Annotated in this window: 10 protein-coding genes and 2 tRNA genes; 8 read left to right on the plus strand and 4 right to left on the minus strand. The window is 71.0% G+C overall.

Annotated features, from left to right (window positions below; all coding sequences use genetic code 11):
• Window positions 1-61: 61 nt before the first annotated feature.
• The 7 genes from recF (at window position 62) to IF61_RS34165 (ending at window position 8,298) form a co-directional block, all read left to right on the plus strand.
• Window positions 62-1,186: a DNA replication/repair protein RecF gene (recF, locus tag IF61_RS0114830; RefSeq protein WP_030366848.1), complete on the plus strand. Its 1,125-nt coding sequence runs from the start codon at window positions 62-64 to the stop codon at window positions 1,184-1,186.
• Window positions 1,183-1,716: a DciA family protein gene (locus tag IF61_RS0114835; protein WP_030366849.1), complete on the plus strand. Its 534-nt coding sequence runs from the start codon at window positions 1,183-1,185 to the stop codon at window positions 1,714-1,716. Before recF ends, IF61_RS0114835 begins: the two co-directional genes overlap by 4 nt.
• A gap of 341 nt (window positions 1,717-2,057) precedes the next feature.
• On the plus strand, window positions 2,058-4,109 hold the full coding sequence (gyrB, locus tag IF61_RS0114840; protein ID WP_030366850.1) for a DNA topoisomerase (ATP-hydrolyzing) subunit B: 2,052 nt from the start codon (window positions 2,058-2,060) through the stop codon (window positions 4,107-4,109).
• Window positions 4,110-4,161: 52 nt separating this feature from the next.
• A complete protein-coding gene (gyrA, locus tag IF61_RS0114845) occupies window positions 4,162-6,792 on the plus strand; it encodes a DNA gyrase subunit A (RefSeq protein WP_030366851.1) in 2,631 nt (876 codons plus the stop codon).
• 381 nt (window positions 6,793-7,173) lie between these two features.
• Window positions 7,174-7,836 carry a DUF3566 domain-containing protein gene (locus tag IF61_RS0114850; RefSeq protein ID WP_342667993.1) on the plus strand — a complete coding sequence of 221 codons (663 nt, stop codon included), beginning with the start codon at window positions 7,174-7,176 and terminating at the stop codon, window positions 7,834-7,836.
• Window positions 7,837-7,908: 72 nt separating this feature from the next.
• Window positions 7,909-7,982: transfer RNA gene (locus IF61_RS0114855), tRNA-Ile, on the plus strand.
• 181 nt (window positions 7,983-8,163) lie between these two features.
• Window positions 8,164-8,298: a DLW-39 family protein gene (locus IF61_RS34165; protein WP_003958712.1), complete on the plus strand. Its 135-nt coding sequence runs from the start codon at window positions 8,164-8,166 to the stop codon at window positions 8,296-8,298.
• Window positions 8,299-8,384: 86 nt separating this feature from the next.
• Here IF61_RS34165 and IF61_RS0114865 read toward each other — a convergent pair whose 3' ends face one another.
• Window positions 8,385-9,521 carry a serine/threonine-protein kinase gene (locus IF61_RS0114865; RefSeq protein ID WP_030366853.1) on the minus strand — a complete coding sequence of 379 codons (1,137 nt, stop codon included), beginning with the start codon at window positions 9,519-9,521 and terminating at the stop codon, window positions 8,385-8,387.
• A gap of 13 nt (window positions 9,522-9,534) precedes the next feature.
• Window positions 9,535-10,080 (minus strand): helix-turn-helix domain-containing protein, encoded by a 546-nt coding sequence (locus IF61_RS0114870; RefSeq protein WP_030366854.1) that lies wholly within the window; start codon window positions 10,078-10,080, stop codon window positions 9,535-9,537.
• 118 nt (window positions 10,081-10,198) lie between these two features.
• Between IF61_RS0114870 and IF61_RS0114875 the strand changes: the two genes are divergently transcribed.
• Window positions 10,199-10,271: transfer RNA gene (locus tag IF61_RS0114875), tRNA-Ala, on the plus strand.
• 91 nt (window positions 10,272-10,362) lie between these two features.
• On the opposite strand, the gene IF61_RS0114880 is transcribed toward IF61_RS0114875, so the two are convergent.
• Both IF61_RS0114880 and IF61_RS0114885 read right to left on the minus strand, forming a co-directional pair.
• Window positions 10,363-11,412, minus strand: coding sequence for a helix-turn-helix transcriptional regulator (locus tag IF61_RS0114880; protein ID WP_157848606.1), 1,050 nt, complete (start codon window positions 11,410-11,412; stop codon window positions 10,363-10,365).
• Window positions 11,413-11,793: 381 nt separating this feature from the next.
• Window positions 11,794-12,471, minus strand: a complete 678-nt coding sequence (locus IF61_RS0114885; protein WP_030366856.1) for a DUF5324 family protein — start codon at window positions 12,469-12,471, stop codon at window positions 11,794-11,796.
• Window positions 12,472-12,694 lie beyond the last annotated feature (223 nt).

Below are 12,694 nucleotides of genomic sequence, written 5' to 3' on the forward strand. Positions count from 1 at the left end.
CACCCCACACCACAGCAGCACCTGCAGTATCAGCAGTAACAGCGGAAGAGGTCGGCGCACCATGCATGTCACGCATCTGTCGCTGGCAGACTTCCGCTCGTACGCCCGGGCCGAGGTCTCCCTCGACCCGGGCGTCACGGCGTTCGTGGGCCCGAACGGCCAGGGGAAGACCAATCTCGTCGAGGCGATCGGCTATCTGGCCACCCTCGGCAGCCACCGGGTCTCCTCCGACGCCCCGCTGGTCCGGATGGGCGCCGAGCGCGCCGTCGTGCGGGCCGCGGTGGTCCAGGGCGAGCGGCAGCAGCTGATAGAGCTGGAGCTCAACCCCGGCCGCGCCAACCGCGCCCGGATCAATAGATCCTCCCAGGTCAGACCGCGTGACGTGCTCGGCATCGTGCGCACCGTGCTGTTCGCCCCCGAGGACCTGGCCCTCGTCAAGGGCGACCCCGGCGAGCGCCGCCGCTTCCTGGACGAGCTGATCACCGCGCGCACCCCGCGCATGGCGGGCGTCCGCTCCGACTACGAGCGGGTCCTCAAGCAGCGCAACACCCTGCTGAAGAGCGCGGCCATGGCCCGCCGCCACGGCGGCCGGGGCCTGGATTTGTCCACGCTCGACATCTGGGACCAGCACCTGGCCCAGGCCGGCGCCGAGCTGCTGGCCCGGCGGCTGGACCTGATCGCGGCCCTGCGCCCGCTGGCCGACAAGGCCTACGAGCAGCTGGCGCCCGGCGGCGGCCCGGTCGCCTTCGACTACCGCGGGCCCGCCGGCATCGAGGGCGCCCATACCCGCGAGGAGCTGTACGAGGCGCTGCTCGCGGCGCTCGCCGAGGCCCGCAAGCAGGAGATCGAGCGGGGCGTGACGCTGGTCGGCCCGCACCGCGACGACCTCCTCCTGCGGCTCGGGCAGCTGCCGGCCAAGGGGTACGCGAGCCACGGCGAGTCCTGGTCGTACGCGCTGGCGCTGCGCCTGGCCTCGTACGAGCTGCTGCGCTCCGAGGGCAACGAGCCGGTGCTCGTCCTGGACGACGTCTTCGCCGAGCTGGACGCCCGGCGCCGGGAGCGGCTGGCGGAGCTGGTGGCCCACGGCGAGCAGGTGCTGGTCACCGCCGCGGTGGACGACGACGTGCCGGAGGTCCTCACCGGGGCCCGGTACGCGGTCTCGGACGGCAAGGTCGAGCGCGTATGAGCACGCCGTCCGAGCACCCGAAGCCGCCCGAGCCCTCCGGCGTGGACCTGGCGCGGGTCGCGCTGCGGGCGGCCAAGGAGCAGGCGCGGGCGCGGGGCGCCGCGGCCCAGCAGAAGAAGCAGGTGCGCCGCGGCGGCGGGCTGCGCTCGGGTGCGCGCGCCGACGGCCGTGACCCGCTGCCGCTGGGCGCCGCCATCAACCGGCTGATCACCGAGCGGGGCTGGGAGAAGCCCGCGGCGGTGGGCGGGGTGATGGGCCGCTGGCCGCAGATCGTGGGCGACGCACTGGCCCTGCACTGCGCCCCGCAGAACTTCGACGAGGACTCCCACGTCCTGACGGTGCAGTGCGACTCGACGGCGTGGGCGACGCAGCTGCGCCTGCTGGCGCCTCAGCTCGTGGCGCGGCTCAACGACGACCTCGGGCACGGCACCGTACGGACGATCAAGGTGCTGGGCCCGGGCGGTCCCGGCCGGCGCTACGGGTCGCTGCGCGCCCCCGGCAGCACGGGCCCGGGCGACACGTACGGCTGATCGCGGAGCCCGCCGCCCGGCGGCGCGGGACACCGGTTGACTCGCGGGACGGGTGAGCCGGCGCTGAGACCCCGCTCACGGTAGCGGGCGGTTGACAGCCCGAAGCGCTGAGTGCCGCTGTGAGCCTCTCGGAGCCCGGGGGCGCATATAGGGAGTCGGCTGATGCCGGTTCAGGGCGGCACGTGCAGGCTCAGGCGCCGCCAAACCCCCATTCATGTCAGCGCTACCGGTAGACTGGTGGCAATCCCGCCGGCTTGCGGGACTCGTCGACCAACGCAGAACGACGCAGCCGCTCCTGCCTGCCTCGGGTGGGGTCTCCCCGCCGCAGCCGGGGATGGCCTGTGCTGTGCCAGAAAGGGCGCTTCGTGGCCGATTCCGGCAACCCCAACGAGAACACCACCCCTTCTACGGACGATGCGGTCGAGACCGCACCCGCGGGCGCACCGGGCGCCGCGTCCTACGACGCCAGCGCGATCACCGTCCTGGAGGGTCTGGACGCCGTCCGCAAGCGGCCCGGAATGTACATCGGCTCGACCGGTGAACGCGGCCTGCACCACCTCGTCCAAGAGGTGGTCGACAACTCCGTCGACGAGGCCATGGCCGGCCACGCGGACACCATTGACGTCACGATCCTCTCCGACGGCGGCGTGCGCGTCGTGGACAACGGCCGTGGCATCCCGGTCGGCATCGTGCCCTCCGAGGGCAAGCCCGCGGTCGAGGTCGTCCTGACCGTCCTGCACGCGGGCGGCAAGTTCGGCGGCGGCGGCTACGCCGTCTCCGGCGGTCTGCACGGCGTCGGCGTCTCGGTCGTCAACGCCCTGTCGACGCGCGTCGCGGTCGAGGTGAAGACCGACGGCTTCCGGTGGACCCAGGACTACAAGCTCGGCGTCCCGACGGCCCCGCTGCAGAAGAACGAGCCGACCGACGAGCACGGCACCTCGGTCACCTTCTGGGCCGACGGCGACATCTTCGAGACCACCGAGTACTCCTTCGAGACGCTCTCGCGGCGCTTCCAGGAGATGGCGTTCCTCAACAAGGGCCTCTCGATCTCGCTGACGGACGAGCGCCCGGCGCACGTGGACGAGGAGGGCAAGCCCCTCACCGTCCGCTACCACTACGAGGGCGGCATCTCCGACTTCGTCCGCTACCTCAACTCGCGCAAGGGCGAGGTCGTTCACCCCACGGTGATCGACTTCGAGGCCGAGGACAAGGAGCGGATGCTCTCCCTCGAGGTCGCGATGCAGTGGAACACCCAGTACACCGAGGGTGTCTACAGCTTCGCGAACACCATCCACACCCACGAGGGCGGTACGCACGAGGAGGGCTTCCGCGCGGCGCTCACCGGTCTGATCAACCGCTACGCGCGCGACAAGAAGCTGCTCCGCGAGAAGGACGACAACCTCACGGGCGACGACATCCGCGAGGGCCTGACGGCGATCATCTCCGTCAAGCTGGGCGAGCCGCAGTTCGAGGGCCAGACCAAGACCAAGCTGGGCAACACCGAGGCCAAGACCTTCGTGCAGAAGGTCGTCCACGAGCAGCTGACGGACTGGCTGGACCGTAATCCGAACGAGGCCGCGGACATCATCCGCAAGTCCATCCAGGCCGCCACCGCGCGCGTCGCGGCCCGCAAGGCGCGTGACCTCACCCGCCGCAAGGGCCTGCTGGAGACGGCGTCGCTGCCGGGCAAGCTCTCCGACTGCCAGTCGAACGAGCCGGCCAAGTGCGAGATCTTCATCGTCGAGGGTGACTCTGCCGGCGGCTCGGCCAAGTCCGGCCGGAACCCGCAGTACCAGGCGATCCTCCCGATCCGCGGCAAGATCCTCAACGTGGAGAAGGCCCGGATTGACAAGATCCTGCAGAACCAGGAGATCCAGGCGCTGATCTCCGCCTTCGGCACCGGCGTGCACGAGGACTTCGACATCGCGAAGCTCCGCTATCACAAGATCATCCTGATGGCGGACGCCGACGTCGACGGTCAGCACATCAACACCCTGCTGCTCACCTTCCTCTTCCGCTTTATGCGTCCGCTGGTCGAGGCCGGTCACGTCTACCTCTCCCGTCCCCCGCTCTACAAGATCAAGTGGGGCCGGGACGACTTCGAGTACGCCTACTCCGACCGCGAGCGCGACGCCCTGATCCAGCTCGGCCGGGAGAACGGCAAGCGGATCAAGGACGACTCGGTCCAGCGCTTCAAGGGTCTCGGTGAGATGAACGCCGAGGAGCTGCGCGTGACCACCATGGACGTCGACCACCGCGTCCTCGGCCAGGTCACCCTGGACGACGCCGCGCAGGCGGACGACCTGTTCTCGGTGCTCATGGGCGAGGACGTCGAGGCCCGGCGCTCCTTCATCCAGCGCAACGCCAAGGACGTCCGCTTCCTCGACATCTGAGCCTGTCGGCCCACCCCGAGACAGCCGCAGCGCGAAAGGACTTTGAACAGCAATGGCCGACGAAACCCCTGAGACCCCCACCGCTCCCGTGCCCGAGGTGACCCCCGAGGGCGCGCCCGCCCCGCTGGAGGGCGTGGGCATGCGCGTCGAGCCCGTCGGGCTCGAGACGGAGATGCAGCGCTCCTACCTCGACTACGCGATGAGCGTGATCGTCTCGCGTGCGCTCCCCGACGTCCGCGACGGCCTCAAGCCGGTGCACCGCCGCGTGCTCTACGCGATGTACGACGGCGGCTACCGCCCCGAGAAGGGCTTCTACAAGTGCGCCCGCGTCGTCGGTGACGTCATGGGTACGTACCACCCGCACGGTGACGCCTCCATCTACGACGCCCTGGTCCGCCTCGCCCAGCCCTGGGCCATGCGGATGCCGCTGGTGGACTCCAACGGCAACTTCGGCTCCCCGGGCAACGACCCGGCCGCCGCCATGCGCTACACCGAGTGCAAGATGGCGCCGCTGTCCATGGAGATGGTCCGGGACATCGACGAGGAGACCGTCGACTTCCAGGACAACTACGACGGCCGCAACCAGGAGCCGACGGTCCTGCCGTCGCGCTTCCCCAACCTGCTGGTGAACGGCTCCGCGGGCATCGCGGTCGGCATGGCCACCAACATCCCGCCGCACAACCTCCGCGAGGTCGCCGAGGGTGCCCAGTGGTTCCTGGCGAACCCGGAGGCGAGCTCCGAGGAACTGCTCGACGCGCTCATCGAGCGGATCAAGGGCCCCGACTTCCCGACCGGCGCCCTCGTGGTGGGCCGCAAGGGCATCGAGGAGGCCTACCGCACCGGCCGCGGCTCGATCACCATGCGCGCGGTCGTCGCGGTCGAGGAGATCCAGAACCGCCAGTGCCTGGTGGTCACCGAGCTCCCCTACCAGACCAACCCGGACAACCTCGCGCAGAAGATCGCCGACCTGGTGAAGGACGGCAAGGTCGGCGGCATCGCCGACGTCCGCGACGAGACCTCGTCCCGCACCGGCCAGCGCCTGGTGATCGTCCTCAAGCGGGACGCGGTCGCCAAGGTCGTGCTGAACAACCTCTACAAGCACACCGACCTGCAGACCAACTTCGGCGCCAACATGCTGGCCCTGGTCGACGGCGTGCCGCGCACCCTCTCCCTGGACGCGTTCATCCGCAACTGGGTGACGCACCAGATCGAGGTCATCGTCCGGCGCACCCGCTTCCGGCTGCGCAAGGCCGAGGAGCGCGCCCACATCCTGCGCGGCCTGCTCAAGGCCCTGGACGCCATCGACGAGGTCATCGCGCTCATCCGGCGCAGCGACACCGTCGACGTCGCCCGCGAGGGCCTGATGGGCCTGCTGCAGATCGACGAGATCCAGGCCAACGCGATCCTGGAGATGCAGCTGCGCCGGCTGGCCGCCCTGGAGCGCCGGAAGATCGTGGCGGAGCACGACGAGCTCCAGGCGAAGATCAACGAGTACAACGCGATCCTCGCCTCGCCCGAGCGCCAGCGCCAGATCATCAGCGAGGAACTCACGGCGATCGTCGAGAAGTTCGGCGAGGACCGGCGCTCGGCGCTGGTGCCCTTCGACGGCGACATGTCCATCGAGGACCTGATCGCCGAGGAGGACATCGTCGTCACGATCACCCGTGGCGGCTATGTGAAGCGCACCAAGACCGACGACTACCGCTCGCAGAAGCGCGGCGGCAAGGGCGTCCGGGGCACGAAGCTCAAGGAAGACGACATCGTCGACCACTTCTTCGTCTCCACCACCCACCACTGGCTGCTGTTCTTCACCAACAAGGGCCGGGTCTACCGCGCCAAGGCCTATGAGCTGCCGGACGCCGGTCGCGACGCCCGCGGCCAGCACGTGGCCAACCTGCTGGCCTTCCAGCCGGACGAGAAGATCGCCCAGATCCTCGCCGTCCGCGACTACGACGTCGCGCCTTACCTGGTGCTCGCCACCAAGTCGGGCCTGGTGAAGAAGACCTCGCTCAAGGACTACGACTCCCCGCGGTCCGGCGGCGTCATCGCCATCAACCTGCGCGAGACGGAGAGCGGCGCCGAGGACGAGCTGATCGGTGCCGAGCTGGTCTCCGCCGCGGACGACCTGCTGCTGATCAGCAAGAAGGCGCAGTCCATCCGGTTCACCGCTACGGATGAAGCCCTCCGCCCGATGGGCCGGGCCACGTCCGGCGTCAAGGGCATGAGCTTCCGCGAGGGCGACGAGCTGCTCTCCATGAGCGTCGTGCGGCCGGGGACGTACGTCTTCACCGCCACCGACGGCGGCTACGCGAAGCGGTCGAACGTGGACGAGTACCGCGTCCAGGGCCGCGGCGGCCTCGGTATCAAGGCGGCCAAGATCGTGGAGGATCGAGGCTCGCTGGTCGGTGCGCTGGTGGTCGAGGAGACCGACGAGATCCTTGCCATTACGCTCGGCGGCGGCGTGATCCGCACCCGGGTCAGCGAGGTCAGGGAAACGGGCCGTGACACCATGGGCGTCCAGCTGATCAACTTGGGCAAGCGCGATGCCGTCGTGGGCATCGCACGGAACGCCGAGGCCGGTCGCGAGGCTGAAGAGGTCGAGGAGTTGGCCGATGCAGCCGAGGGCGACGGGGCCCAGGGCGCCGAGGGCGCATCCGCCCCGGCAGGAAACACCGAGGAGTAAGTCGTGAGTCGAGCCACGGGCGCCGCGGCAAGCGGTGCAGGTGCCGAGCGCAGCACTACCGCCGCACCTGCTACCGATGAGGCCGGCGCCCGTGGCTCCGCCGCGGACGCCGACTCCCGAGGGGGGACGTTGACGGACACCCGAGAGCCGGAGCCGTACCACCCGCCGCAGGCCTACGAGCCTCCGGCCGGTTCGGCCGGTGCCAGGTCGGCCGGGTCGGATGACCCGGCCTCGGCCGGGCCGGCTGCCGGGTCCGGCGGTGCCGGTAAGCCGGCCAAGGGGGGCAAGCAGGCCAAGCCGGCCAAGGCGGAGAAGGCTGCGGGCTCCAAGACGGCGACTTCCGAAGACGTGAAGGCCGCCGGGGCCGGGAAGGCTGCATCCGTGGCAGACGAGGCTGAGAGCGCAAACGCCGGGGGCAACGGAGGCAAGCCCGTTGCGAAGAGCTCGGCGAAGGCCCCTTCGGCCGATCCGCGGAACGCCGTCAAGGCTCCGCCCCGGATCCCCGGTCAGGGCGGCTCCAAGCCCGCTGCGGGCGCTCTCACGAAGGGAGCCCCCAAGGGGCCCCAGGCGGCCCCGCAGGAGGCCGGGAAGCCCGGTGGGGCGGCCGGCTCCGTACCGGGCCCGGTAGCCCCGCAGGGCGCCGTGCCTCGCCCGGCAGGGCGCCCCGCGCCCCGTACGCGCACCGCGCGCCTGCGGGTGTCCAAGGCCGACCCGTGGTCGGTGATGAAGGTCAGCTTCCTGCTGTCGATCGCGCTGGGCATCTGCACGATCGTCGCGGCGGGCGTGCTGTGGGGCGTCATGGACGCCATGGGCGTCTTCTCGACCGTCGGCGGGACGATCAGCGACGCCACGACCTCCAGCGACGGCGGCGGCTTCGACCTGCAGTCGTTCCTGTCGCTGCCCCGGGTGCTCCTCTTCACCTCGGTCATCGCGGTGATCAACGTGGTCCTGGCGACCGCGCTGGCCACCCTGGGGGCCTTCGTCTACAACCTCTCGGCGGGCTTCGTGGGCGGCGTGGAGCTGACCCTCGCCGAGGACGAATAGCCGTGCGCGGGGGCCCGGCCGGACAGGATTTTGGGACTGGGCCCCAAGTGCGCTAATCTTTCGGTGTCGCGCGGGGCTATAGCTCAGACGGTTAGAGCGCTTCCCTGATAAGGAAGAGGCCACAGGTTCAAGTCCTGTTAGCCCCACCGCACGATCGGCCCGGACGGAGATTTCTCCGTCCGGGCCGATCTGTTTTCCCCAGGTGGGGAGTTGGGCCCGCGACCGGACGGCGGACCGGGTGCCGCACAGGTCACCGATCGGTATCGGCCGGTGTGTATCATCGGCCACCAGAGGTCCCCTTACGTCAAGGAAAGACGAGGTCGCGCGGTGAAGAAGCTCCTCCTGGTCGCACTGGCCGCCATCGGCGGGCTCCTCGTGTACCGCCAGATCCAGGCGGATCGCGCCGAGCAGGACCTGTGGACGGAGGCGACCGACTCCGTGCCCGCAGGTTCCGGTGTGTGAGACAAACGAGTCCTGAGCAGGGCCCCGGCCGACACGGCCGGGGCCCTGCTGTTTTCGTACGCAAATGATTCATTTGCGAGAGCAACCTAGGTGGCGCTGAGCGCCCAGATGCCGATTCCCAGGCAGAGCAGCGCGACGATCAGCACGGGCACGGCCACCTTCGCGGGCGGGCCGGGCCGCCGCGAGGGCTGCGGTCCGGGCGGCTGAACGGGCTGCGCCACGGGCCGCGGCGCCGTGTACACGCGCGTGGGCGGCGCGGCCGGCGGCTGCGGTGTGTGCGGTGCCTGCGGCGCCGGGGGCGGCGGATAGGCCGGCAGGGGCGGCGGCACCGGTGCGGCCGGTCGCTGCGGGCCGTCCGGGCCGAACCCCGCGGGCAGCGGCCCGAGCTGGTCGAAGACCTCGATGGGCTCCTCGTCCGCGCCGGACGCGCCCAGCATCTCCACGGCCTCGGCGAGCGCCTTGCGCGCGCCCGTGGCCGTACGGAAGCGCAGCCCCGGATCGGGCTGCAGGAGGCCCGCGATGACGTGCCAGAGGGGCTCGGGGACCTCTTCCGGGGCGCCGGGCGTGCCGTGCTCGGTGAAGCGCTCCACGAGCGCCTCGGCGTCGGGCTTGCGGCCGGTGAGGAGATACAGCGCGGTGAGGCCGACGGCGTAGAGGTCGGCGGGGAAGTCCGGCTCGTCGCCCAGCATTTGCTCCGGCGCGAAATAACCGGGTGTGCCCATCACGTAGTTGGCGTCCGTCAGCCGGGGCTCGCCCTTGCGCATGGCGATGCCGAAGTCGGAGAGCCGGACGTGGGGCCGGCCGGTGCCGGTCGCCTCCAGGAGGACGTTCGCGGGCTTGATGTCCCGGTGCACCACGCCTTCGGCGTGCACCGCAGCGAGCCCGGACAGCAACTGGTCCAGCAGGACGCACACGTAGTGCGGTGGCAGGGGCCCGTAGTCGCCGATGAGATGGGCGAGGGAGCCGCCGCCCACCACGTCCATGGTGAACAGCACCTTGTCGTCGTCGGCGGCCCAGCTCATCGGCGCGACCACGTGCGGGTGGTCGATCCGTAAGCCCTGCTCGCGGACGAACCTCAGCAGGGTGTGGGCGTCGCTCTGCTGGAGGACCTTGGCCGCCACGTAGCGGCGCCGGCGCCGGTCCCAGGCGCGCCAGACCGCCCCCACCCCGCCCCGGCCGATCGGGTCCACCAGCTCGTAGCGCCCGGCGAAGAGCTCACCCATCGCGTGCGCGCGGTCAGCTCTGGTGGGCCTCGTAGTGCGCGACCGCCTCGGCGGTCCGCCCGGCGCCGTACACCCGCAGGAACTCGGCGAGTTCGGGGTGGGTGGGGGCGAGGCTCTGCGCGGCCTCGATGATGTCGCCCGCGCCGGCGACGGAGCGCAGCAGGGACTGGATCTCGCGGACCACCCGGCGCACGGTCGGCGCGCCGCTGCTCGCCGTCGTCTGCGTGGAGTTGAGGACGGAGCCGCCCGAGCTCTTCTTGACCTCCTCCATCCGGTCGGCGGCCTCGGCGGCGCTCACGGTGCCGTCGGCGACCTGGCGGGAGAGCTCCTGCAGCGCCTGGACCCGCTGGACGACCGCGGGGTTGCCGATCTTCGCGCGCTGGCCGCTCATCAGCTGGGAGAGCATGGGGGCCGACAAGCCGAGTACGGAGGCGAGCCGGGCCTGGTTGAGGCCGAGGTCGTCGATGAGGCGGCGGAAGAGCGCCCCCAGGGGCTCTCCGTACCAGCTCCGCTGCAGCTCCCGTGCGCGGGCGGTGGCTTCCTGCTGTGCTGCGTCCATCTCGCTCTCCCCTTCGCTTCGCTGCAGCGAATCTTGCGGTGCATCCTACGGAGAGTGCTGGTCCGCGGCGATACCCGGTCGGAAAACACCGTGGGCACCGGGTAGTCTGGTCGGCGACGGGGCCTTAGCTCAGTTGGTAGAGCGCTGTCTTTGCATGGCAGATGTCAGGGGTTCGACTCCCCTAGGCTCCACAAGAAATCCCCTCCGACCTGCGGAAACGTAGACCGGAGGGGTTTTTTCGTGCCGCTGTCGCCCGGCCGCGGGGCCCGGGTGCCGCGCGCCTCAGCCGTCCAGCAGCCCGGCGCGGCGGGCGTAGCTTCCCGCCTGGAAACGACTCTGGGCGCCGAGCTCGGCGAGCAGTTCGGTGACGTGGCGCCGGTAGGTGGTGACGGACATGGCGAGCCGGCGGGCCGCCATGCCGTCCTTCATGCCGGACTCCAGCAGTTCGAGGACGGACCGGCGCAGTTCGTCCTTGGCGCATCCGTCGCCGGGCGTGCCGGTGAAGGGCCGCGCGGACTCCCAGGCGCTCTCCCAGGACCGGTAGAGGAAGCGCACGAGCGAGGGGTCCCGGACGGCGAGCGCGCCCTTGCCGTCGCCGGAGGAGCTGCCGTGGTCGGCGAGGACGGCGGTGCCGGCGTCGAAGAAGAGGACCCGGTCGGGCACGTGGGCGGTGGTGCGGACCTGGGCGCCGAGCGCCACCATCCGGCCCAGGTGCCGCCGCACGTGGGCGTGGGTGAGGACGGAGTGGGGGTAGAGGGTCCGCACGAGCACGCCGCGGCCGATCACTTCGGTGGTGCGCTGCAGCCCTTCCTCCAGGGTCGCGGGGGCCGGCACGTCGGGGTGGGCGGCGGCGACCTCCGTGCGGGCGGCGGCGGAGAGGCGTTCTAGGGCGGAGCGGACGGCGTCGGGGAGGGTCAGGTACTCGATGGGCGTCCGGGTGAAGTGGCCGTGCCAGGATTCCTCGAACACCGGCTTCATGGCCAGCACATGACTGCTCATCCGCTCGGACTCGCGGTGCAGCTGCTGGATCCGCGCCTCGATGGGGCCGGTCACGTGGGTGACGGCGGCATCGGGGCTGCGGGCGGCGTACGCGGTGTCGCGGCCGGCGGGGCGCTCCCCGGGGGACCCGTCGGGCCCCTCCTCGGCGGGGCGCAGCAGGTGCAGCCGGGTGAGGTCGTCCACGGCGGCGCTGACGTCGGCGCCCGGCACGGCTAAGCGGCGGGCGGCCGCCTTCGGCCGGAGCCTGCCCTGTTCGAGCGCCATGCGGTAGAGCAGCACATGGAGGTCACCGAGAGGCGAGAGCGTCGGCGCCTCCGTAGCGAATTCATCCATTTTCTCTCATTCGTTGGCCTGGTGGGGGTGCGCCCCAGGGCTGAGCCCGGCTCTGCCCGACCGCCCGGGCAGTGCCGAGTGGGCCGGCGAGAAAGAAATACAGCGGCCGAAGGCCGGGCGGCCGCCCATGGAAACGAAGGCGAGGTCGCGGTGTGACCCCTTCGATCAGCCTTCTCAGACTCTACCGGCGGCTTTTCCGAAAAGGAATGGGAATATCCTGCGGTCACCATCGGCAATCTTTGAGTAGCAGACTCCGCTTTTGCGCAGGTTCGAATGCCGGGCTTGAATGCCGGGTTCGAATGCCGGGCTCGCAAAAAATGCGTCCGCGCCGGGCCCGGAGGCTCGGCGCGGACGCGTGGGGCGTAGCCGGCCCGAGGCCGGCTAGAACGGACGGTCGCGGGGGCCGTCGTTGTTGTCGGGAGAGGACTCCGCTTCGGCCTGCTTGGCCTGGACCTCCGGGTCGAGCGGTGAGGACGCGCTCTCGGGGCCCGTGCCGTCGACCGACGTCAGCGGGGGCCGGTCCTGGACCTCCGTGGCCTCGGGCGGTTCGACGAGCCAGTCCGGATTGGCCTGCTTGTCCCACCACTTCCAGGCCGCGTACGCCCCGCCGGCGAGCAGGGCGGCCACCGCGAGTCGGCGGAGCGCCCGACCCGCCCGGCACCGCCGGTCGCGCCGGCCGATCAGCTTCTCGATCTCTTTCGGGCTCACCTGCCCGCGCAGCGCGGCGAGGGCGGCGGCGCTCCGGGCGACGGCCTCGTCCCGGACCGGCTCGACGGCCGTGCGGGCGCGCACGGCGGCCTGGTCGATCTTCGGGGGCAGGGCGCCGCGGGCGTGCTCGATCCGGGGATGGAGATGTGCGTCGTACTGCGAGCGGGCCTGGTGCGCGGCCTGGTGCGCGGCTTCCGCGACCTTGGGGGCCAGCCGCGTCCGGGCCTCATGCGCGTAGTGCACGGCGGTGTCCTTGGCCGTGCCGGCGTACGGCGCCACCACTTCCGCGGCGTGCCGGACACTGTCCTTCGCCGAGCTGGTCGCGGCGCGCACGCTGTCCTTGCGGGTCACGAGATCCTCCTCCTCGGTGGCGTATGTTTTGTCGCCTTTCCACCCAGTGAAAAATCATGCCTGCGCACGGGCGGTCCGGCATGTGCGAGCGTGCATCCGGGTCAAGGGGAAGTGAGCGTGGGGTGAAGGGACGGTGAGCCCCGCTCGACCATGCCACGGTTTCGCGCGGCGCGCGGGCGTTTGTCCGCTACTCGACGCCAACCCGTACGTGCGAGGATCGTTA

It is taken from the genome of Streptomyces roseoverticillatus (assembly GCF_000719265.1).
GTDB lineage: Bacteria > Actinomycetota > Actinomycetes > Streptomycetales > Streptomycetaceae > Streptomyces > Streptomyces roseoverticillatus.